This window comes from Thiofaba sp. EF100 (assembly GCF_039822285.1).
Classification (GTDB): Bacteria; Pseudomonadota; Gammaproteobacteria; order Halothiobacillales; family Halothiobacillaceae; genus Thiofaba.
Map to the genome: position 1 here is coordinate 355,108 of NZ_JBAJEY010000002.1, position 19,224 is coordinate 374,331.

A 19,224-nucleotide genomic window follows, 5' to 3' on the forward strand; every position below is an offset into this window, starting at 1 on the left:
GCGGGCGTGTACCGCGACGAGGCGAGTTTCAAAAGGGCAGGATAGCCCTTTTGAAACTCGCCTCGGGCCGATGAAACCGCATGTCGCGGCGAGGGCGCCGCTCCTACCCTCGCCCCACGGGCCCTGCGGCTTGCGATGACCGACGGAGCAGCCGCCAGGCCAGAGCGCTCACCACCCCACCGAAGGCGCCAAACTGGTGCGCAGCATGGATGACCGGCGCCCCAATAAGCTCCGCGGTTCCAGGATTTAGCTGACCTTCCAGCACCAGCTTTAGCAGTAGGCCCAGGGCAGCGGCAGCCCGCAGCCCAAGGCTTGCGCGCGTGGCCAGCATGATGCCAGCCGCGAACAGACCGTGCAGGACGCCGGAGGCCCCGGCGTACCAGCCCACCTCCGGGACAAGCCACCACAGGCCAAGGCCCACCACACAGGCGCTGCCCAACACCATCCCGAGCAGGGTCAACGGTGGCGATAGTTCCCGCGTCCACACCGCCATCACCCCGGCCAGTCCGAGCAGGTTGAGCACAAGATGCACCGCATTCAGGTGGACGAACTGGCCGCTCAGCAGACGCCAGACCTGCCCCTCCCCGATGGCCTGGCGGTCATAGCCCCAGAGGGCAGGCCCGCCGAGCGCCTGCAGTACGCACCAGAGCCCGCCGAGCAGGAGGACGGCCCACCACGGACGCAGAAGCGGCCGCCAGGCCCATGGCTCAGTCATGCCGGGCATAGAGGGCGTCGATCCCTTGGGCGTAGCGCGCCAGGAGGGCCGGCCGCTTGAGCTTGAGCGTGGGGGTGATGAGCCCCTCCTCCACCGTCCACGGCCGGTCGAACAGCAGGGCGCCGCGCAGCCTGGCATGGCCGGGGAAGGCGTACAGCGCCCGGTTGGCGCGGGCCAGCACGGCCTTTTCCAGCCGCCGGTCCTGGAGCACGTCGGGCGCAGTAGGGTCGAGGCCCGCGGCGCGGATCAGCGGCTCGCACGCTTCCGGGTTGAGCACGGCCAGCAGGATGAGATACGGCCGCCCTTCACCGACCACCATCACCTGCTCGAACAGCGGGTCGCCGAGCAGGGCCAGCTCCATGTCTGCGGGCGCTACCTTCTCGCCACTCGCCAGCACCAGGATGTCCTTGAGCCGGCCGGTGATGAAGATGTGCCCCGCCTCGTCGATCCGCGCCTGATCGCCGGTGCGCAGCCAACCATCTGCGGTGAACAGGGCACGGGTGGCGGCCGTGTTGTGCCAGTAGCCGAGCATCACGTTCGGGCCGCGCACCTGCAGCTCGTCCTGCTCGCCCAAGCGTACCTCCACCCCGGGCAGGGGCTGGCCCACGCTGGCCGGCAGATTGTCCTCCGGGCGGTTGACGCTGATTACCGGCGCGGTCTCGGTCAGGCCGTAGCCTTGCAACAGCGGCAGGCCAAGACCAAGAAACAGACGGGCGATCTCCGCCGGCAGCGGCGCCCCGCCGCAGATGGCCAGGCGCAGGCGGCCGCCAAGCCGCTCCAGCACCGGCCGGCCGACCACGCGTTGCAGCAACGGCTGCAGCAGCAGGGCCGGATGCCAGCCTGCGCGTCCCTGTCGGTGTTCAAAGGCCCGCCAGCCCACGTTCACCGCGGCATGGAACAGGCGCTGCGCCAGCCAGCCCTTGCGTGCCAGCCCGGCCTGAATGCGGCGCGCGACCCGCTCGTAGATGCGCGGCACGGAGATCAGCACGGTCGGACGCATCGCCCGCAGGTCCTCGCCGAGCTGCTGGATGGAGCGGGCAAAGGCCACCTCGGCCCCACAGAGCATGGGCAAGATGCAGCCCGCCGTGCGCTCCAGCATGTGGGAGAGCGGCAGGAAGGAGAGAAAGCGATCCTGCGGCCCGATATCGACCAGGCTCGCCGCCGCGCGGGCGTTTTCGAGGATATTGCGGTGGCTGAGCATGACCCCCTTCGGCCGGCCCGTGGTGCCGGAGGTGTAAACGATGCTGGCGAGGTCGTCGGCGGCCACGGCCAGGGCCGGGGGGGCTGTGCCTTCGGCCGCTGTGAGCCATGCCTCTAGGGGCACCACGCGGGGGTCCTCGCTGGCGAGCGGGCGGAGGGTGACGATGCGCTGCAGGGCCTCCAGTTCCTCCTCCGCCAGCAGCGGGCCCAGCCGTGACCACTGCTGACCGTCCTGCAACAGCAGGACGCGCGCCCCGGTTTCGCGCAGGATGAAGGCCACGTTGTCCGGGCGGTCATCCACGTACAACGGCACGCTGACCAGCCCGAGCGACTGCGCGGCGAGGTCGAAGGCGATCCAGTCCGGGCCATTGTCCAGCATCAGCGCTACGCGCTCACCCGGGGCAAGCCCTTCCTTGGCGAGTGCGGCGCGCAGACGGCTTACGCGCGTATCCATCACGCGCCAGCTCAGAGCGACCCAGTCCCCGCGCCCACGGTCAAACACCCAGTAGGCAGTCGCCTCTGGCGTCTTGGCAACGCGCGTCTGGAACAGCTCAACCAGGGTGGTGGGCGTGGTGGTCATGCTCGGCCTCCTGGGTTCGATTTTTGTGCGGCGGATGCATAGTATGGACAGGTCTTCACCTTCCGGGAGAGGCGCCATGCGCGTCCTGGCCTTGTACAGCGTCAAGGGCGGGGTGGGCAAGACCACCACCGCCGTCAACCTCGCCACCCTCTCCGCCCTGCAAGGGCGGCGCGCTTTGCTGTTCGACCTCGATCCCCAGGGGGCGGCGACCTGGATGCTGGAGGGGACGGTGCCGGAGGGCGGGGGGCGTCGCGCCCTCAAGGGCAAGGACCTCGAGGAGCGGCTGACTGCCACCCGTTACCGTGGCCTCATGCTCTGGCCCAATGGCCCCCAGCTCGCCGATCTGGTGCTCGACCTGGCGGAGATGAAGCATGCCGGCCAGCGCCTCGCCCGTCTGCTCGAGCCGCTGGCGGAGCGCTTCGATCATGTGGTGCTCGACTGCCCGCCGGGGCTGGGGCTGGTGGCCGACAACATCTTCGCGGCGGCGGACGAGGTCCTCGTGCCGCTGATCCCCGCGCCGCTGTCCCTGCGGGCGGCCCTGCAGGTGCGCGAGGCGCTGGCCGCGCGGGCCAAAGCGCCGAGGATGCACGCCTTCCTGAGCCAGGTCGACCGCCGCCGCGCCCTGCACCGTGACTTTCTCGAGCAGCACGGCGAGGCGCTGCCCGAATTGCTGCCCGAGGTCATCCCCGCGAGCAGCGAGATCGAGCGTCAGACTGTCAGCCGTGTGCCGGTGGTCTATGGTCAGCCGCGCTCGGAGGCCGCGCAGGCCTACTACCGCCTGTGGCGGGCGCTGCACGCACCGCTGGCGGATTGAGGGGGAGGCTTGCGCATGATGTCTGCCTGGTCGCTCTTGTAGGAGCGCCGCCCCCGGCGCGATAAGCCCACCCATCGGCCCGAGGTCGGGCCTCCTACAAGGTTCGGTAGGGGTGTCGTTGTCGCTCTGGCCTCAGGCCGCGATAATCCTCCTTTCTGTTGCACACGCCCACCACCATGCCCCTACACGTCATCATCCTCGCCGCGGGTCAGGGCACGCGCATGCGCTCGTCCCTGCCCAAGGTCCTGCACCCCATCGCCGGCCGCCCCATGCTCGAGCACGTGCTGGACGCAGCCGCCGTACTCAAACCCGAGCAGGTGCACGTGGTCATCGGCCACGGCGCGGATCAGGTGCAAAGCTGCCTGGCCCACCGTGCGGTCCGTTGGGCGCTGCAGGAGCAGCAGCTCGGGACCGGTCACGCGGTGATGCAGGCCATGCCCGCGATTCCGGATACGGCCGAGGTGCTGATCCTGTACGGCGACGTGCCGCTGATTAGCCCCAGCACCTGCCGGGCACTGGTCGAGGGGCTGGCCCATGCCGACCTCGCCCTGCTCACCGTGGAACTGGCCGATCCGCACGGCTATGGCCGCATCCTGCGTGAGGACGGCGGGCGGGTGGTTGGCATCCGCGAGGAGAAGGACTGCACGCCCGCGCAGCGCGCCATCCGCGAGGTGAATACCGGCCTCATGGCCGTGCGCGCCGGAGCGCTGCGCGCCTGGCTGGCCAACCTCTCGCGCGACAACGCGCAGGGCGAGTACTACCTGACCGACGTGGTTGGTATGGCGGCTCAACAGGGCGGGGTGGCGGCGGTTGTCGCGGGCGATGTGGATGAGGTGGCGGGGGTCAACAACCGTGCCCAGCTCGCCCATCTCGAGCGGGTCTATCAGGCCCGTCAGGCCCGCCGGCTGATGGACGAGGGCGTCACCCTGGCCGATCCGGCGCGGCTGGACGTGCGGGGGCGGGTGACCCCGGCGCGTGATGTCTTCATCGACGTCAACGTGGTGCTGGAGGGCGAGGTGGTGCTCGCCCCGAACGTCACCATCGGTCCTGGCTGTGTCCTCAAGGACGTGGTCTTGGGGGAGGGGGCCGAGATCCGTGCCCACAGCCTCCTCGAGGGGGCGCGCATTGGCGCGGGCAGCATCATCGGCCCCTTCGCCCGCCTCCGTCCTGGCACCGAGCTGGCCGACCACGTGCACATCGGCAATTTCGTCGAGGTCAAGGCCAGCCGCATCGGACCGGGCAGCAAGGCCAACCACTTGAGCTACATCGGCGATGCGGAGGTCGGCGCCGCCTGCAATATCGGCGCGGGCACCATCACCTGTAATTACGATGGGGCCAACAAGCACAAAACCATCATTGGCGATGATGTCTTTGTCGGCTCCGACACCCAGCTCGTCGCGCCCGTGACCGTGGGCTCCGGCGCGACCATCGGTGCGGGCAGCACCATCACCAACGACGTACCCGAAGGGGTGCTCGCCCTCTCGCGTAGCCCGCAGGTGGCCCGTGAAGGCTGGCGGCGGCCGCGTAAGCAGCGATAGCCGAGGAGCGTATCGCCGCGACACGCGGCTCCCACAACCGGCATGCCCTCCTTGCGCCCCTCCCCCTTGAGGGGGGAGGGGATGGGGGAGAGGGTGAAACCCACCTGGTCTGGAAGGAGCGCAGCAAAAGCCATTAAAGCCCCACGATCCAGATTGTTTCAAAAGGGCTGTCCTGCCCTTTTGAAACTCGCCTCGTCGCGGTACACGCCCGCGACGGGCTCCGAGAATCAATCACGTGCTGTGATTGATTCTCGGGCGAGCCGTCCTTGGCTCGCCAATCCAGGCTGTTTTAAAGAGTTTTGAAACAGCCTGGATCGCGGCCTTCGACCTTCAGGGCACCTCGACAAACCTCCTGAACGCGAAGCTGGCGCAGCCTGCGGGGCCGATGGCTGCTTCGCTCACCCCCTCCCCAACCCTCCCCCCTCAAGGGGGAGGGAGTTAAACCGCGGGAGCGGCGTGCCGCCGCGATCGAGTGTTGATGCCGTAGGAGGCCCGCCCCGGGCCGATGTTCCTTGGGGCCGTCTACCAGCACACCTCGCTGGGCTGGATGACCGTCCCCGACGGCGGCGCCGGACAACTGGACGGCACACCGCGCGGGCAGGCGATCACTGCCCGGCCGACCGCATTGATGACGATGTCCCGGGCGCGCTCATCGTCGCCCAAGGCCCTGGAGGTCGAACACACCCGCAGCCGCCCGGCCAGAAAACCGCCGTTCATCAGCCTGCTCATGCCATCGGCGGTGTAGGACACGAACAGGCTGGTGGCACTGCTGGAGCGGCCGAGGATCTTGAGACCCTGCGGCGCGGTTCCCTGAAGGCGCAACACCGCCCCCTCCGCCTCCCGCACCGGCGGGGTCTGGGGCTGGGGGTCCACAAACAGCATCCACCCCTGATCCCAGCCGGTGGTCGAATTCGGATGGGCGCATTGCCGGGCCTCGGAGGACGGCAGACGGCAGAGCGTCACCCGCCGGCCGAGCCGGATGGCCTCAAGGCGTGCCAGGTGGATCTCCCCCAACAGATCGTTGGCCGTGCTCACCAGGCGCTGCCGGGCGAGCATGGCCTCAAAGGAAGGAACTCCGACGATCAGCAGGATGCCGCTCACGGCGAGCGTCACCAGCAACTCAAGGAGGGTCCCGCCTAGGGAAGGATGGATGCGGGGCGACATCGAGCACCTCCTTGTGCTGTGCGAACTCCTTAGTACATAGGACATCCTGTCCCATTCAGCAAGTTTTGCGGCTCAGTTCCGCCAGCAGCCCGCCGTGGTCGGGGTGCGTACTCCGGCCTGGTTGAGGGTGAGGGTACCGCAGTTGTCGCTCGCCTGCGAACCCTGCGGTACGGCCTGGAGGGTGAAGGCTGTGGCGGTGGGGTTGCCCGAGAAGGAGATCGTGTACCGGGCGGCAATGTCCGTGCGGCACTGTGTCTGCGGCAGGGTCACGGCCACCCCGCCCGTGGTCTGGTCATAGCGCAGGTTGGTGGTGTAGAAGCGTTCCATCCACTGCGCCAGTTCCATCAGGCAGCCCTGCGCCGCCGTGCGGTGGGTGCGCAGGACATGGTCGCGGTAGCTTGGGTAGGCAATGGCCGCCAGGATGCCGATGATCGCCACCGCGATCATCAGTTCGATCAGGGTAAAGCCGCGCATCTTCATGATGAGTGTTCCCTTGGGTAAGGTCTTTACGAAACGCTCTCCCCTCCCCCTTGGAGGGGGAGGGGACGTGCCTAGCTCTGAAGTTAGAGTGTTTCCACGGCGCGGGTCAATTCACCAGCACCTCGCGCCAGCTCTTACGTCCCGGGCCCTTGTTGGGCGGAATGGGGACGAACTCCAGCGGGTTATCCAGGCCCTCGGCACCGGTGAGGTTCTTCTCACTGTGCCCCTGCATCATCATGCGGCCATCGAGGTACATGCCTTGCGCCGAGAGGGCATTGCCGGTACCCAGGGCCAGATAGGGGTCGCTGAAGGACTGGCCGAGATAGTAGATCGCATAGTAACTCAGCGTGGGGTCGAGTGGCGCGAGATACAGGCGCGCCGTGCCATCGCAGCTATCCCCGCTGGCCGGGATGGTGAAAGGGATGCCGATGTAGCCGCCGAGACTCGTGACGCGATCAGTAATCTCCCCTGTGCCCGGCAGGGCGGGAACGGTCGTGGTGCCTTTGCTGGTACCGGTCGCAAAGTCCCACTCCGAGGCTGAGCCCAGCGTGGTGGACCAGATCTTGGTCCAGTTGTTGGTGGTGTTCACCCGGCGCTTGAAGGTGGTCACCCGGGTCTTGGACTGGGCGGTGACGTATTCATAGTCCACCGTCTTGGTGTAGACCACATAGGTGATGGCCTCGTTGAATCCGGTGTAGCCGACCTGGTTGAAGCTGCCGAGGTTGCCGTTGCTGGCGAGCGAGGCGGTCATCACATAACCATTGCTGGTGCCCACCAGCAGGTTGTAATTGGTGCCGGTCTGAACGATGGTGGGCGAAGACTTGATCGTCCCGCCGCCGACATTGGGCGCGCTGTTCGGGTCGGTATCCGGGTTGCCGCCCGCGACCGGGCGGACGATGACCTTGTCGTCCACCACATACACGGCCCGGTCGAGATACACCACGGGCTTTTCCGCATTGGGCGAGGTCTTGCCCGCCCGCACGTCGTACCAGACCCGCGCAGGCAGGCCGGTGGTGGCATTGAGCTGCAGGCCATAGTGGATCTCGCCATTCTTCGCCGTGCCCATGACGTAATCCACGCCGTTGATCGTGACGGCGTTGATCTGGCCTTTCATGCCCTCGCCGGCCAGTTGCGCCTCATAGGCGCTGTCCGAAACGAAACCGCCCACCAGATCCTTGGGCACCCAGCCCCAGCGCAGGGCGCCGGTCTGCCTGTCGAGGGCATAGAGGATGCCTTCGCTGGTGGTGAACAGCACCATGTCCTTGAAAATCACGGGCTGGGTCGCGTTCGGCTTGCCGAGCATGCCCTGCCACTTGCTGGACAGGATGGCTCCGGGGCCTTGCGCGATGCGGTTCTGCACATCAGTGATGGCGAGCCCCGTGGTGGACAGGCCGATGGTGGTGAGGTTGGCGAGGGTCAGACTGCCGACGGCCACGGCCGTGCCATTCACATCGACATAGAGCTTGCTGCGTCGGTCGCTTTCGGTCATCAGGTTGTTGGCATCCCAGGCGGCCGTCGTCTCCGTCGTGCCGTCCGCACGCAGGGCATACGCGCGCAGGGTGCCGTAGTTCTTCTGGTTGGCGCTGGAGGAATAGTCGCTCTGGTAGGCGATAAAGCTGTAATCCCCGATGCTGGCCACCTGGGGTACGGCCGGGCGGGCAGGGCTGTAGAGGCCGGTGCGGCCCGAACCGAAGGTGGGGTAGATCAGGTTGAAGGCGCCCGTGTCTTGATATTGCATCCGCACGCCACTGTTGTTGGTGACGGCGATATTTTTGGCTACGGCCTCGCCAATGAAGGAGAAGTTGGAGTTGGCGTTCAGCTTCAGGTCGCCGTCGTGCACGTAAATTGAGGCGGCAATTTGAGTGCGATCCTGAAGGGTCAGGTCGCCGTTGTAAACATAGATGGCGAGTTTCTCGGGGTTTTGTCCGGTCAGGGTGACCGAGCTGTTGTTTCCATCACAGTTGCCGTTGATATTGATGCACGAGCCATTGCCGTTCATCTTCTCAACTTGGGAGATGTACAGTCGGGCACCGGAGGTGCCACTGACGGTCAGTTTGTAGTTGTCGTTGAGTTCGAGTTTACGGACGAAATAGCGTTTCCCTCCGGGCAGGTCAATCTTCGCCTGGTTTTGGCTGAAGAGGTGGTCGATGAGGATATCTCCGGTGCCGGAGAAGGAGGCTGGGGCTGACCAGAGCTCGATCTTGCCGAAGCTGTTGCCCGTCAAGGTGAAGTATGCGTTTGCATCACCAGCCGTGGGGAAGTTCACGACTCCGTTGGAGGTAACTTCGTTTTGTTTCTTGCATTGCTGTCCGTTGACCACCCAAAATTTCAGGAGGGTTTGGCCCTGTGTGTCGGTGCAATAGTTGTAATTATAATCTGTGCCGTTATACGTGAGTGAGAACCCAGATGTGGGGCCATTCCAGTTGTAAATCTTGATGTTGGGCGTTTGAGCAGTCGTTGGAAAGCTAGGCAGAGAGAGCTTAGAGACATACTGATCAGTGGCCTGCAGCGGGCATGTTTGTTCATTGGCGTTCTGGGCCAGGGGGCCGTAAAGATCGCTCGAGCCTACATTGGCCCACGAGCTGCCCGAAAAGCTGACATTGCAGGTTCCAGAGCTGTTTGCGTAGCTGAGCGATTGGTTGATTGCGACCTTGCCGTTTTCAAACACGTTGAAAATACCTGGCCCACCCCCGCAGCTGGTGGCCCAGGCTTGGGATAGCAGCGCGCCGAGGGTGAGCGAGGCGAAGGCGATGTGGCGTAAGGACGGCATGATGTTCATGGCAAAACTTTCCTTGCTGCTCGCCTTAGTTAGGCCAGACGAATGTGCTTTGCAGTAAGACCTGGGCGCGGCCGTCCTGAACGGGGTTGCGCGCGGTCACGCGGAAGGTGGTGCAGGTACCGGAGAGGTCCTGCACGATGATGTTCGATTCACAGGGAGTGCTGCGGGAGGCAACCTCAATGAAATACTGGGGCGTGACGCTCTGGCTGCCGGAGGTCACCGTGGGACCATTGACCCAACCGTTGAAGCTGGAGTCCAGCCAGCGCTCGGTACACTGCGCATCAGGCCGGGCGCAGACACCGTTGGTATTGCAGGTGGAGGCGTTGCAGTTGTTGTCCGTGTATAGGCTTGCTGCCAGATCCGCAGGGATGGCATTGGGGGTGGCACGCAGGTTGGGGATCTGGTTCTCGGCAAACCGTAAGGCCGCTTCCGCCGCCTGGAAGGCCAGGCCGCGGTCGTAGGTATTGGCGGACATGCGCTCTTCCAGCTGGCCGGTGCGCAGGCCGCTGAGTCCGACAATGGTGATCAGCAAAAGCAGGATCAGAGCGACAATCAGGGCGGCGCCGCGAGGTTTCATGGAACAGCCTTGAAAGGTTCGATCGCGGCGGCACGCCGCTCCCACAGGGGATGGGGCAAGTTGTAGGAGCCGCGTGCCGAGGCGATCGGCTGAGGCATGTCGAGGACTTGGGGTGTGAGGAGCTGGGGTGTACATGGCTCAAAGCTCCGTCTGGTTGCGCAACTGCACCACGTGGGTGATCTGGCGCTGCAGGGTTTGCGTTTGCAGGGTGGTGGTGCCGCCAATGCCGACCCGCTCATTGCCCGCAAGGGTGAGGGTGATGCGCGCCGCCATGACCTGGGGCCAGTTTGTGATGCTGCCCGCGGCGACGTAGTCCGTGCCTTGGAAGGGCAGGTAGCGCAGCTCCATATTGGTTACGCCCTCGGCAATCTCTTGCACCTGGGTGGTGGTGTTGCCGGTCATGCTCATGCGGTAGAGCGAACGCCCGCCGCGACCATTGTTGCCGATGTACCAGAAGCTGCCATGGAGCTTGACCAGAAAACCGCCGTCCTTGAAGGTCTTGGGCGTGCCGTTGGTGCTGCAGTCCACCGGGTTGGCATAGCCTAAACCCTTGCTGCAGTTGCCCGGGGTGCCGGTCCCGGTGTTGTGGACGATGGTGACATTGGTGGATTGGGCATTGGTCACTTGGAAGATGGCGGCGGACTGGTCGTCGCAGGCCATCATGATGTCCCCATCCTGAATGCCGTGATTGGTCGAGCGAACCTTGAATTGGGCCGAGGTGGGGTTGTGCTCGGTGATGGTCAGGGCACTGTCTCCTGTGGCCGAGCGGATCTCCACCGCCTCGGTGCCACTGACCCTTTGTCCCTGGCCCGTGCCAAAGGCGACCGGTGCCCCCGTTTGCGTGGGGCCATAGCCGACCAGCCCTCCCGCAGCCCAGTTGCTCCACCAGTTGCTGCCGGGGTTGTTGAGCACGTTGACAATGAGCGAGGTGCCGCAGGCATTGGCCCCGGCCTCGCGCACCTCGCGCGCCATGAGCTCGAAGGCCACCCGGGCGTTGTCCATGATGCGGGCGAGGTTCTGCTGGGTGCGGTAGGCCTCGCGGTTGGCGAGGAAGATGTTGATCACCCCGCCGATGATGACCAGCCCCAGCACCAGGGCGATCATCAGTTCGACCAGGGTAAAGCCGCGTGTGCGTTGCATGATGGGCGCCCTCATCAAATCTGACTGCTTATGGCAATGCTCTGGTTGCTCTGCCCGCCAATGGCGCGCTCCTCGCTCCACTGCACGGTGACGGTGCAGACCCCGGCGTTGGTGCAGTTGATGGCGCCGCAGGTGGTGGCGTGGTTGCCCAGGGTGTCTTTCAGCGACTGGAACCAGTAGTGGCGGTCATTGGCGACCAAGGTGGCGCTGGCGTCCGGCACGGTGCAGGTGAGGGTGGTGTTGTAATTACCGGCCGTGGCCGCATTGCGGTTGGCACGCAGGGCATCGAGCATGGCATAGGCGAGGATGGTGGCCTGGGTGCGTTGCAGGCTGCTTTCGGCATTCTTCAGTGCCTGGGTCTGCAGGGCGGCCAGGCCCAACAGGCCGATGGAGAGTACGAGCACGGCAATCAGCACTTCCAGCAGGCTGACGCCGCGCTGCATGGCTTTACTGGGCATAGATCCCCCCGAGTTGAATATTCACCGTACGGCTGCGGCTATTGAGGGTCAGGGTGAGGCTGCCGTTGGTGAGCAGCGCGGGCGTGGCGTTGTAGGGCAGGCCGTCGCTTCTAAAACGCACGCAGCGTTGGTTACCGCTGCTAATGAGGTTGGCGGCCGTGATGGCAATCCCGGGGTTGATCTGACCCTGGCGGAGGATGGCGTTGTTGCTGTCCAGCACCTGCCAGGCGCGGGTCGTGGTGTCCACGCAGAACTGATGGGTGGCATTGCGCTTGATGGCCTCGCTGCGCGCCGCCTGCAGGGCGCCGACCAGGTCGTTGGCGGCGGTGGTCAGCCGGCTGTTGGTCAGGCTGCTCTGGAAGCTCGGCACGGCAATGCCGAGCAGGATCCCCAGCACGGCGAGGGTGACCATCAGCTCCAGCAGGGTGAAGCCGGTGGCGCGTGGGTGGGCGGCGTGTTTCATGGTCGCGTAGGGATGCATCATGTTTTGCATGGATTATGGTGTGTGAGGATGCATGCCGGTGGGAGGCGGGGGATGAGCGGTGATGATTCTGCGATGAGCGGTGCACGCTGTGTGGCCTGCCGCGAGGAGGTGGTGTTCCATGGCCTGATCCTCGGGGTGGGGGTGGCCTTGCTGCTGGCCTTTGCGCCCGGGGCCGGGGGCGCCCCATGGGTGCGGTTGGGTCTGTTGGCGCCGCTGGTGACCTGGGTGGTGGTGTTGTGGCTTGGGTCGTTGTGTGTCTGGTGCCGCAGGGGCTGGGCAGGGTCCGGGCATCCGGCGCTGTGGTTTGGGCTCTTGCTGTTCTGGGCGGAGACCACGGCCTGGGGTACACATGGCGTGCTTGTGCCGCTGGATGTGCCTTTGCCCGAGCTCTCGGTTTTTTTGCTGCACACGGGGTTGCTCGCAGGGGTGGTGGGGGGCATGGGGTGGCTGGTGGTGGAGGGCTATGCGCGGCTGCTGGCAAGCAAAGCGCAGGCGGCACAGGCGGAGCTGGCTGCCCTCCAGGCCCGGGTGCGGCCGCATTTTCTGTTCAATGCGCTGAACACCGCCGCAGCCCTGGCCCATGAGCGGCCGGACCTGGCCGAGGAGGTGCTGGAGGATCTGGCCGGGCTGTTTCGTGCGGCGCTGGAGCGGCCGCGGTTGGTGCCTTTGGAGGATGAATTGGCTTTGACCCGGCGTTATCTGGTCATTGAATCCTTACGCATGGAGGATCGGCTGCGGGTGAGGTGGGAGGTTCCGCAGCCTGTGCCCGGGGTGGCGGTGCCCTCGCTTGCCATTCAGCCCTTGGTGGAGAATGCGGTACGCCACGGGGTGGAGGGCCTGCGTGCGGGTGGGGAGGTGGTGATTGCCGTGCGCGAGGAGGAGGCGCAGGTGGTGATTTCGGTGCGCAATCCAGTGAGGTCGGTCGAGGCCGAGTCTGATCACCCTCACCCCAACCCCTCTCCCCTCAAGGGAGAGGGGCTTTTGGAGGCCAAGAAGGGGTATGGGGTGGGCGCCTATCCGGGGTGCAGGCGCGGCTTGTGGCCTTGCTTGGCGAGCGGGCGCGGCTGGAAACGCGCATCGAGGACGGGGTGTTCGAGGCGCGGGTGGTCGTGCCGCGCTCGGCGGGGGGAGAGGATTTTGACAATCAGCTCGGCGCACGGGTGAGGTTGGCCTCTTCGGGTGGGTAGCAGACCACCAGGAGGTCCGGCCGGACGATGGTCTCGCTCGAGAACCGCACATCACACTCATACAGGGCCTGGCACGCCGGGCTCATGGCATAGGGGCGGCCTTCGATCAGCTCCCAGTCGCCTTCCCAGTGCTGGTAGTCTTCCACGGTGTAATGTTCGGGTTCGAGGTCAAGCCTGCTCATGGGCTCCACTCCGAAAGGCGTGCAGGGATTGTAAGTCATGAAAGTGGTGATTGCGGACGATGAGCGTCTGGCGCGTGAGCGCCTGGCGCGGCAGGTTGCGGCCCTCGGGCATGAGGTGGTGGGGGAGGCGGCCGAGGGGGCGGCCCTGTGGCCTTTACTCGAGCGCACCCAGCCGGAGGTGGTGCTTTTGGACATCGCCATGCCGGGGGAGGATGGCTTAAGCCTTGGGGCAAGGTTGAGCCGTCTGCCGCTGCCGCCGGCGCTCATCTTTGTGACCGCCTACCCCGAGCATGCCCTGCACGCCTTCGCGGCACACCCGGTGGATTATCTGCTCAAGCCGGTGAGCCTTGCGCGGCTGCAAGCCGCGCTGGAGGCGGCCGGCAGGAGCAATCGGGCACAGCAGGCGCGCTCGGAGGTGCCCATGCACCTTGCGGTGCGGGTGGGACGTGAGCTCAAAGTGGTGCCCATCGAATCGGTGCGGTGTTTTCTGGCAGAGGAGAAATACGTCACGGTGTGCACGACGGAAGGGGAATACGTGCTCGATCAGTCCCTGCGCCAGCTCGAGGAGCAGCAGGGCGAGCGTTTTTTGCGTGTGCATCGCGCGGCCCTGGTGGCCAAGGCGGCCATCCAGGGGCTGGAGCAGGATGGCGAGGGGCGGCACTGGGTGCATCTTGCGGGCGGGCGGCGGATCGAGGTCAGCCGCAGGCAGCTGTCTCGGGTGCGTGAGTGGTTGGACGGGGGGCGCCCTTGATGATCGATGTGGTCTTGTTTGAGCCGGAGATCCCGCCGAACACCGGCAACATCATCCGCCTGTGCGCCAATACCGGGGCCGCCCTGCACCTGATCGAGCCCTTGGGCTTTCGCATGGAGGATGCGCAGCTGCGGCGCGCCGGGCTGGATTACCACGAGTATGCCGAGGTGCGCGTGCATCCTTCGCTGGAGGCCTGGCTTGCGGCGTGCCGTCCCAGGCGGGTCTTTGCCCTGACCACCAAGGGCGAGCGGAGCCCCTTCGAGGTGCGCTTCGCAGCCGGTGATGCCGTGCTGTTCGGCCCGGAGTCGCGCGGGCTGCCGGAGATGGTACGCGAACTCTTTCCGCGCGAGGACTGGCTGCGCCTGCCGATGCGCGAGGGCTCGCGCAGCCTGAACCTGTCCAATGCGGTGGCGGTGACGGTGTACGAGGCCTGGCGGCAGCTCGGCTTTACGGGGGCGGCGTGAGCGAGCCGGTCTTGGGGCTGCGCCCGATCGGGGTGGTGCGTACGCCGTTTCGGGAGAAGTTCGGCATCCCGCGCCAAGGAGGCTTGGTGGACGAGGTGCGGGCCACCCTCGAGCTCAGCCCGCCCTATGACCGCGCGGAGGCCTGGCGCGGCATCGAGGGCTTCAGCCATCTGTGGCTCATCACCTGGTTCCACGCCGGCAAGGGCGAGGCGGGCCTGACCGTGCGGCCGCCGCGCCTGGGCGGCAATGCGAGGCTCGGGGTGTTCGCCACCCGCGCGCCCTACCGCCCCAATCCGCTGGGCCTCTCGCTGGTGCGGCTGGAGGCGGTGGAGCAGACCGGCTGCGGGGTGAGATTGGTGGTGCGTGGGGCGGATCTGCTCGACGGCACACCGCTGCTCGATGTCAAACCCTATCTCCCCTACGCCGACGCGGTGCCGGAGGCGCGGGGTGGGTTCGCGATGGATGCGCCCGGGGCGCGTCTTGAGGTGGTCTGGAACGAGGCGGCACGGGAGCAGTGTGCCCGGTGGGCGGGGGTGTACCCCGATCTGCCTGCGCTGGTCGAGGCTGTGCTCGCGCGTGACCCGCGCCCGGCCTATCAGCAGGAGGCTACAGGAAGGGTCTACGGGGTCCGTCTGTACGATCTGGATGTGCGCTGGTCGGTGGCCGACGGGGCAGCTCTTGTCCTCGAGATGGTTGCGCAGGATGGGGCGAGCCCTACGGCGTCTTGACCTGAACCTGTGACTCCGTAAAGGCCCCGCCGGGGCGGCGTTCAACCTCCATCCAACCCATTCCACCGCCGAGGTCGGCGCCGCTGACGAACACCGTGCGGCCATCGTCGTTGGGGTTGTCGATGTGAAAGCCCAGCATGCGGGCGAGCAGGAGCCCGATCTCGTAGTGGCTCGGCTCTTCCAGCTGCCGGGCCGCCCGCAGCCACACGGACTGCTCGTCCGTGGTGTAGAACAGGAAGGGCACCCGGGCGACATCCGGCTCCAGCAGGGTATGCCCGTATCGGCCATGCTCGCCCATCATCTCGCCGTGGTCGGCAGTGAAGATGAAGTACGCCGGCAGGCGGCTGCGCTCGCGCAACTGGTGCAGGATGTCATCGAGCAGCGCGTCGGTATGGCGGATGGCGTTGTCGTAGCTGTTGACCGTGTACTCATGGCGCAGCAGGCCCTCAATGGGCCAGACCCAGTAGTGCGGCAGGGAAGACTTCTCGTAGGGATGATGGGAGTTGCGTTGGTGCAGGACGATGAGGGCCGGTTCGTCCAAGGGAAGCCGCGCGAGTTGTTCCAGCAGGATGTCGTCCTTCTTGCGCTCGTAGTCCGGCAGCAGGTCTTCCTGGGTGAGGAGCAGGTCGGCGTGCTCGCCTCCCGTATGGGCCACGAGGTCGGCGGTCTGGACGGAGATGTAGTAGGTCTTCATGCCGTGCGCCTGGGCCAGGCGGATGAGGTTGGTCTCGCCGCGGGTGATCTGTGGCAGGTTGCCGGGTTCGCGCACGATGTTGAAGAAGTGCGGCAGGCTGACCCGGGTGCTCACCCCGGCGGCGATGGCGGGGCGGTAAACGAAGGAGGGGGCGTCGCGCCAGGTCATGAGCCGTGGGGTAGTCTCGCGCGCATATCCGAACAGCTGCATGTGCTTGTAGGTCAGGCTCTCGCCCATGACGAGCACGATGATCGCCGGCTCCGGCGTATGGGTCTCGTGCACGGCATAGGGTGCGTAGTGGGGCGACGGGTCGGCGGCGGCCAGGTTGCGGCCGATGAAGAACGAGACGGCGTACAGCGCATTGCGCAGGGAGGTTTCAGTCGGCTGCGGATAGAAGTCGTGGGCCGCCGAGGTGTGATAGGCCTGGTAGGGAAGGATGGCCAGCAAAAACAGCAGGACGAGGGGCGCGTGAATGGACGAGAACACGTGGCCGCGGCTGCGGTGCCACAGCCAGGTGTTGATCAGGGCGGAGGCCAGCACGAGCCCAAGGGGGAACCAGAGGTGCTGGATGAAGCTGCTCAGGGTGAGGCCGATCTCGTCGAGCTCGGAGAGCAGCAGGCCCAGGGTCTGGGGATGGAAGTGGGTGCCGAAGTAGGAAAAATACAGCAACTGGCCCAACTGCAGATGGGCGATCAGCGCGATGATGGCGTAGGCCACGGTTTTCCATGGGGTGCCCAGCAGCAGGAGGCTGGCCAGCCACAGGGCGACCCCGTCCATGAAGCTCAGGTGTGCGCTGTACTGGCTGTTGACCAGTCCGTACAGCGCGTCCGGCAGGTAAATACAGGCAGAGAGCACCAGCCCCAGGAGGATGTGCGCCAGCGGTTTGCCCAGGCGTGGGGTGGACGGTGTCTGCATGTTGCGGGGTCCGGCGCCAGGAAGGGGCGGTGAGCAGCGACATGGCTTGCCCGTGATGGGGCAGATGATTTACCCGTCCTGCTCCTGGCGCAAGTTTCGCCGCAGCAGCTCGTCCACCGCTGCCCTGGCGGGGAGGTCTTCGTACAGTACCTTGTACACGGCGTGGGTGATGGGCATCTCCACACCCAGGCGTTCAGCCAGGCGCCAGGCCTCGCGTGCGGTGGGCTGGCCCTCGACGGCCTGGTCGATGATGGCGAGCGCCTCGTCGACGCACTTGCCTTCGGCCAACAGCAGGCCGAAGCGGCGGTTGCGCGACTGGTTGTCGGTGCAGGTCAGCACCAGATCGCCGAGGCCGGCGAGACCCATGAAGGTCTCCTTACGGGCACCGGCATGCACGCCGAGGCGCATGATCTCTGCCAGCCCGCGGGTGATGAGGGCGGCGCGGGTGTTGGCGCCAAAATGCAGGCCGTCGGCGATGCCGGCGGCGATGGCGAGTACGTTCTTGAGCGCGCCGCCCAGCTCCACCCCGATCACGTCATCGACCCGGTAGGCGCGGAAGCGTGGGTTGTGCAGCCAGCCGGCCAGCCGCTCGGCGAAGTCGCCATCGTGGGAGGCCACGGTGACAGCGGTCGGCAGGCCGGCGGCGACCTCGGCGGCGAAAGTCGGGCCGGAGATCACCGCGGGGGGGGCAAGGTGGGGCAGTTCCTCGGAGACGATCTCGTCCAGCCGCTTGGCGCTGTCGACCTCGAGCCCCTTGGAGGCCCAGGCCAGCCGGGTGGGCTGGCGCAGATGGGGGGCCAGGTCGCGCAGGAAGGCGCGGAAACCCTGGCTCGGCACGGCGACCAGTGCGAGGTCGGCCGCGTCGAGGGCGGTCTCGATGTCGCCGGTGGCGGTCAGGGCGTCGGGAAAGAGGGCATCGGGCAGGTAGCGGCGGTTGCAGCGCTCCGCCTGCATGCGCGCCATGGTCTCGGGGTGGCGCCCCCACAGACGCACGCGGTGGCCGTTGCGGGCCATCAGAATGGCGAGCGCAGTGCCCCATGCCCCGGCGCCGAATACAGCGACGGAGATGGAGCTGGCCGGGGTGTTCCCCGTCATGGCCTGGCTCATGGCGCAGCTCCCGTGGCGCGCAGGCGCGCGTCAGTGGGTGAGGGGCTGGGCCGCTTGGGCCTCGCGCTGCTGCAGGTGCTGGAGGTAGAGCGCGTCGAAGTTGATCGGCTGCAGCAGCAGGGGCGGGAAGCCGCCTTTGGACACCAGGTCGGCCACGGTCTCGCGCACGAAGGGGAACAGCTGAGTCGGGCAGACGCTGCCGAGGATATGGCCGAATTCCGCGCCGTCGAAGCCTTGGATGGTGAAGATGCCCGCCTGCGCGACCTCGGCGAGGAAGGCCGTCTCGTCCTTGCCCTCGATCGTCTGCGTCGCCGTGGCGGTGATGGTCAGGGTGACCTCGTACACGTCATCCGCGAGCTTCTGGGTGGCGTTGCCGACCTGCACGTTGATGTTCGGCTGCCAGTCGGCGAGCTGGAAGATGCTCGGTGCGCGGGGGGACTCGAAGGAGACGTCCTTGAGGTAGATGCGTTGCAGGAAGAAAGCGCGCTGGGGTTGCTGGGCGTCGGTCATCGGGCTGTCCTTGGAAGGCGTTCAAAGAGGGATATGCTGGCGCAGCCACTGTACCAACTGGGGCAGGGGCATGGCGCCGCTCTGGTGGGCGATCTCGCGGCCGCCCCGGAACAGGGCCAGGGTGGGGATGCTGCGGATGCCGAATTGCTGACCGATCATCGGTTCGCTTTCGGTGTCGACCTTGGCGATGCGCAGGCGCGGCTCGAGCGTGCGCGCCGCCTCGTCCAGCACCGGGGCCATCATGCGGCAGGGGCCGCACCACGGTGCCCAGAAGTCGACCAGCACGGGCAGGTCGTTGCGGCCGACGAAGCGCTCGAAGGTGGCCGAGGTCAGCTCGACCGGGTGGCCGGTGAACAGGGGCTTGTGGCAGCGGCCGCAGCTTCCGCCTTCGCCCAGGCGGCCGGCGGGCACGCGGTTGACGCCGCCGCAGTGCGGGCAGACGACATGCAGGTTGTCACTCATGCGGGATCTCCTTCATGGGCGTGTCCGGCCAACGGGCGGGGAACAACAGGTCATCGAGCACGCCCTCGCTGTCGAGCGCGAGCAGGTCGGTGTAGCCGCCAACCGGGCGGCCATCGATGAAGACCTGAGGGACGGTGGAACGGCCGGAGCGTTCCTCCATCTCCTGCCACAGGTCGGCATCGCCATCCACGACGATGGGCTCGAACTTTACCCCCTTGGTGTTAAGGAGGCGTTGCGCCATCGTGCAGTAGAAGCAGGCGCGGCTGAGGTAGACGGTGACGTCCGCCTGGGCCAT

21 protein-coding genes are annotated in these 19,224 nt (G+C 66.3%); 6 read left to right on the plus strand and 15 right to left on the minus strand.

The genetic code is table 11. The features are described 5' to 3' along the window. Positions 1-103 precede the first annotated feature (103 nt). Positions 104-715 (minus strand): rhombosortase, encoded by a 612-nt coding sequence (rrtA, locus tag V6D91_RS06085; protein ID WP_347318714.1) that lies wholly within the window; start codon positions 713-715, stop codon positions 104-106. Continuing rightward, complete coding sequence (locus V6D91_RS06090; protein ID WP_347318715.1) at positions 708-2,495, minus strand: long-chain fatty acid--CoA ligase; 1,788 nt, start codon at positions 2,493-2,495, stop codon at positions 708-710. The genes rrtA and V6D91_RS06090 overlap by 8 nt, the downstream gene beginning before the upstream one ends. Positions 2,496-2,571: 76 nt before the next feature. On the opposite strand from V6D91_RS06090, the gene V6D91_RS06095 reads away from it, so the two are divergent. Both V6D91_RS06095 and glmU read left to right on the plus strand, forming a co-directional pair. Beyond that, positions 2,572-3,309, plus strand: coding sequence for a ParA family protein (locus V6D91_RS06095; RefSeq protein WP_347318716.1), 738 nt, complete (start codon positions 2,572-2,574; stop codon positions 3,307-3,309). Positions 3,310-3,485: 176 nt separating this feature from the next. Beyond that, positions 3,486-4,847, plus strand: a complete 1,362-nt coding sequence (gene glmU / locus V6D91_RS06100) for a bifunctional UDP-N-acetylglucosamine diphosphorylase/glucosamine-1-phosphate N-acetyltransferase GlmU (protein ID WP_347318718.1) — start codon at positions 3,486-3,488, stop codon at positions 4,845-4,847. Between the two features lie 522 nt (positions 4,848-5,369). Here glmU and V6D91_RS06105 read toward each other — a convergent pair. The 7 genes from V6D91_RS06105 to V6D91_RS06135 all read right to left on the minus strand — a co-directional run bounded on the left by V6D91_RS06105 (position 5,370) and on the right by V6D91_RS06135 (position 11,929). After that, entirely contained in the window at positions 5,370-6,011 is a 642-nt protein-coding gene (locus V6D91_RS06105) for a GspH/FimT family pseudopilin (protein ID WP_347318720.1), read from the minus strand. Between the two features lie 72 nt (positions 6,012-6,083). Next, on the minus strand, positions 6,084-6,491 hold the full coding sequence (locus tag V6D91_RS06110) for a type IV pilin protein (RefSeq protein WP_347318722.1): 408 nt from the start codon (positions 6,489-6,491) through the stop codon (positions 6,084-6,086). Positions 6,492-6,597: 106 nt separating this feature from the next. Next, the gene (locus tag V6D91_RS06115) at positions 6,598-8,715 is read right to left on the minus strand and encodes a hypothetical protein (RefSeq protein WP_347318724.1); all 2,118 of its coding nucleotides are present in this window, start codon (positions 8,713-8,715) and stop codon (positions 6,598-6,600) included. 580 nt (positions 8,716-9,295) lie between these two features. After that, positions 9,296-9,847 (minus strand): PilX N-terminal domain-containing pilus assembly protein, encoded by a 552-nt coding sequence (locus V6D91_RS06120; protein WP_347318726.1) that lies wholly within the window; start codon positions 9,845-9,847, stop codon positions 9,296-9,298. Positions 9,848-9,985: 138 nt separating this feature from the next. Then, positions 9,986-10,987, minus strand: coding sequence for a PilW family protein (locus tag V6D91_RS06125; protein ID WP_347318728.1), 1,002 nt, complete (start codon positions 10,985-10,987; stop codon positions 9,986-9,988). Between the two features lie 14 nt (positions 10,988-11,001). Further along, complete coding sequence (pilV, locus tag V6D91_RS06130; protein WP_347318730.1) at positions 11,002-11,445, minus strand: type IV pilus modification protein PilV; 444 nt, start codon at positions 11,443-11,445, stop codon at positions 11,002-11,004. Then, positions 11,435-11,929, minus strand: coding sequence for a GspH/FimT family pseudopilin (locus V6D91_RS06135; protein WP_347318732.1), 495 nt, complete (start codon positions 11,927-11,929; stop codon positions 11,435-11,437). The genes pilV and V6D91_RS06135 overlap by 11 nt, the downstream gene beginning before the upstream one ends. Before the next feature lie 51 nt (positions 11,930-11,980). Here V6D91_RS06135 and V6D91_RS06140 point away from each other — a divergent pair, with 51 nt between their 5' ends. Then, positions 11,981-13,093 (plus strand): histidine kinase, encoded by a 1,113-nt coding sequence (locus tag V6D91_RS06140; protein WP_347318734.1) that lies wholly within the window; start codon positions 11,981-11,983, stop codon positions 13,091-13,093. Here the strand turns inward: V6D91_RS06140 and V6D91_RS06145 are convergent. Continuing rightward, positions 13,074-13,298, minus strand: coding sequence for a hypothetical protein (locus V6D91_RS06145; RefSeq protein ID WP_347318736.1), 225 nt, complete (start codon positions 13,296-13,298; stop codon positions 13,074-13,076). The genes V6D91_RS06140 and V6D91_RS06145 overlap by 20 nt on opposite strands. Positions 13,299-13,335: 37 nt before the next feature. Here V6D91_RS06145 and V6D91_RS06150 point away from each other — a divergent pair, with 37 nt between their 5' ends. Genes V6D91_RS06150 through tsaA form a run of 3 tightly spaced genes read left to right on the plus strand, consistent with a single transcriptional unit; the run spans position 13,336 to position 15,241 of the window. Beyond that, positions 13,336-14,049 (plus strand): LytTR family DNA-binding domain-containing protein, encoded by a 714-nt coding sequence (locus V6D91_RS06150; protein ID WP_347318738.1) that lies wholly within the window; start codon positions 13,336-13,338, stop codon positions 14,047-14,049. After that, positions 14,049-14,513 (plus strand): tRNA (uridine(34)/cytosine(34)/5-carboxymethylaminomethyluridine(34)-2'-O)-methyltransferase TrmL, encoded by a 465-nt coding sequence (gene trmL, locus V6D91_RS06155; protein ID WP_347318740.1) that lies wholly within the window; start codon positions 14,049-14,051, stop codon positions 14,511-14,513. Before V6D91_RS06150 ends, trmL begins: the two co-directional genes overlap by 1 nt. Beyond that, a complete protein-coding gene (gene tsaA / locus V6D91_RS06160; RefSeq protein ID WP_347318742.1) occupies positions 14,510-15,241 on the plus strand; it encodes a tRNA (N6-threonylcarbamoyladenosine(37)-N6)-methyltransferase TrmO in 732 nt (243 codons plus the stop codon). The genes trmL and tsaA overlap by 4 nt, the downstream gene beginning before the upstream one ends. Here tsaA and V6D91_RS06165 read toward each other — a convergent pair. The 5 genes from V6D91_RS06165 to grxC all read right to left on the minus strand — a co-directional run bounded on the left by V6D91_RS06165 (position 15,228) and on the right by grxC (position 19,224). Further along, positions 15,228-16,850, minus strand: a complete 1,623-nt coding sequence (locus tag V6D91_RS06165) for a phosphoethanolamine transferase (RefSeq protein ID WP_347318744.1) — start codon at positions 16,848-16,850, stop codon at positions 15,228-15,230. The two genes, tsaA and V6D91_RS06165, sit on opposite strands and share 14 nt — an antisense overlap. 69 nt (positions 16,851-16,919) lie before the next feature. Next, complete coding sequence (locus tag V6D91_RS06170; protein ID WP_347318746.1) at positions 16,920-17,957, minus strand: NAD(P)H-dependent glycerol-3-phosphate dehydrogenase; 1,038 nt, start codon at positions 17,955-17,957, stop codon at positions 16,920-16,922. A 30-nt stretch (positions 17,958-17,987) separates the two neighbouring features. Continuing rightward, positions 17,988-18,467: a protein-export chaperone SecB gene (gene secB / locus V6D91_RS06175; protein WP_347318748.1), complete on the minus strand. Its 480-nt coding sequence runs from the start codon at positions 18,465-18,467 to the stop codon at positions 17,988-17,990. A gap of 21 nt (positions 18,468-18,488) precedes the next feature. Next, positions 18,489-18,929, minus strand: coding sequence for a thioredoxin TrxC (gene trxC, locus V6D91_RS06180; RefSeq protein ID WP_347318750.1), 441 nt, complete (start codon positions 18,927-18,929; stop codon positions 18,489-18,491). Next, positions 18,922-19,224: a glutaredoxin 3 gene (gene grxC, locus V6D91_RS06185; RefSeq protein ID WP_347318752.1), complete on the minus strand. Its 303-nt coding sequence runs from the start codon at positions 19,222-19,224 to the stop codon at positions 18,922-18,924. The genes trxC and grxC overlap by 8 nt, the downstream gene beginning before the upstream one ends.

Excerpts from the sequence above, each read along its gene's own strand:
- V6D91_RS06120 (WP_347318726.1), bottom strand. The coding sequence starts at position 9,847 with ATGAAACCTCGCGGCGCCGCCCTGATTGTCGCTCTGATCCTGCTTTTG.
- V6D91_RS06150 (WP_347318738.1), top strand. The coding sequence starts at position 13,336 with ATGAAAGTGGTGATTGCGGACGATGAGCGTCTGGCGCGTGAGCGCCTG.
- V6D91_RS06165 (WP_347318744.1), bottom strand. The coding sequence starts at position 16,850 with ATGCAGACACCGTCCACCCCACGCCTGGGCAAACCGCTGGCGCACATC.
- V6D91_RS06125 (WP_347318728.1), bottom strand. The coding sequence starts at position 10,987 with ATGCAACGCACACGCGGCTTTACCCTGGTCGAACTGATGATCGCCCTG.
- glmU (WP_347318718.1), top strand. The coding sequence starts at position 3,486 with ATGCCCCTACACGTCATCATCCTCGCCGCGGGTCAGGGCACGCGCATG.
- V6D91_RS06140 (WP_347318734.1), top strand. The coding sequence starts at position 11,981 with ATGAGCGGTGATGATTCTGCGATGAGCGGTGCACGCTGTGTGGCCTGC.
- V6D91_RS06105 (WP_347318720.1), bottom strand. The coding sequence starts at position 6,011 with ATGTCGCCCCGCATCCATCCTTCCCTAGGCGGGACCCTCCTTGAGTTG.
- V6D91_RS06110 (WP_347318722.1), bottom strand. The coding sequence starts at position 6,491 with ATGAAGATGCGCGGCTTTACCCTGATCGAACTGATGATCGCGGTGGCG.
- V6D91_RS06145 (WP_347318736.1), bottom strand. The coding sequence starts at position 13,298 with ATGAGCAGGCTTGACCTCGAACCCGAACATTACACCGTGGAAGACTAC.
- trmL (WP_347318740.1), top strand. The coding sequence starts at position 14,049 with ATGATCGATGTGGTCTTGTTTGAGCCGGAGATCCCGCCGAACACCGGC.
- rrtA (WP_347318714.1), bottom strand. The coding sequence starts at position 715 with ATGACTGAGCCATGGGCCTGGCGGCCGCTTCTGCGTCCGTGGTGGGCC.
- trxC (WP_347318750.1), bottom strand. The coding sequence starts at position 18,929 with ATGAGTGACAACCTGCATGTCGTCTGCCCGCACTGCGGCGGCGTCAAC.
- V6D91_RS06095 (WP_347318716.1), top strand. The coding sequence starts at position 2,572 with ATGCGCGTCCTGGCCTTGTACAGCGTCAAGGGCGGGGTGGGCAAGACC.
- secB (WP_347318748.1), bottom strand. The coding sequence starts at position 18,467 with ATGACCGACGCCCAGCAACCCCAGCGCGCTTTCTTCCTGCAACGCATC.
- V6D91_RS06135 (WP_347318732.1), bottom strand. The coding sequence starts at position 11,929 with ATGATGCATCCCTACGCGACCATGAAACACGCCGCCCACCCACGCGCC.
- V6D91_RS06170 (WP_347318746.1), bottom strand. The coding sequence starts at position 17,957 with ATGAGCCAGGCCATGACGGGGAACACCCCGGCCAGCTCCATCTCCGTC.
- pilV (WP_347318730.1), bottom strand. The coding sequence starts at position 11,445 with ATGCCCAGTAAAGCCATGCAGCGCGGCGTCAGCCTGCTGGAAGTGCTG.
- grxC (WP_347318752.1), bottom strand. The coding sequence starts at position 19,224 with ATGGCCCAGGCGGACGTCACCGTCTACCTCAGCCGCGCCTGCTTCTAC.
- V6D91_RS06090 (WP_347318715.1), bottom strand. The coding sequence starts at position 2,495 with ATGACCACCACGCCCACCACCCTGGTTGAGCTGTTCCAGACGCGCGTT.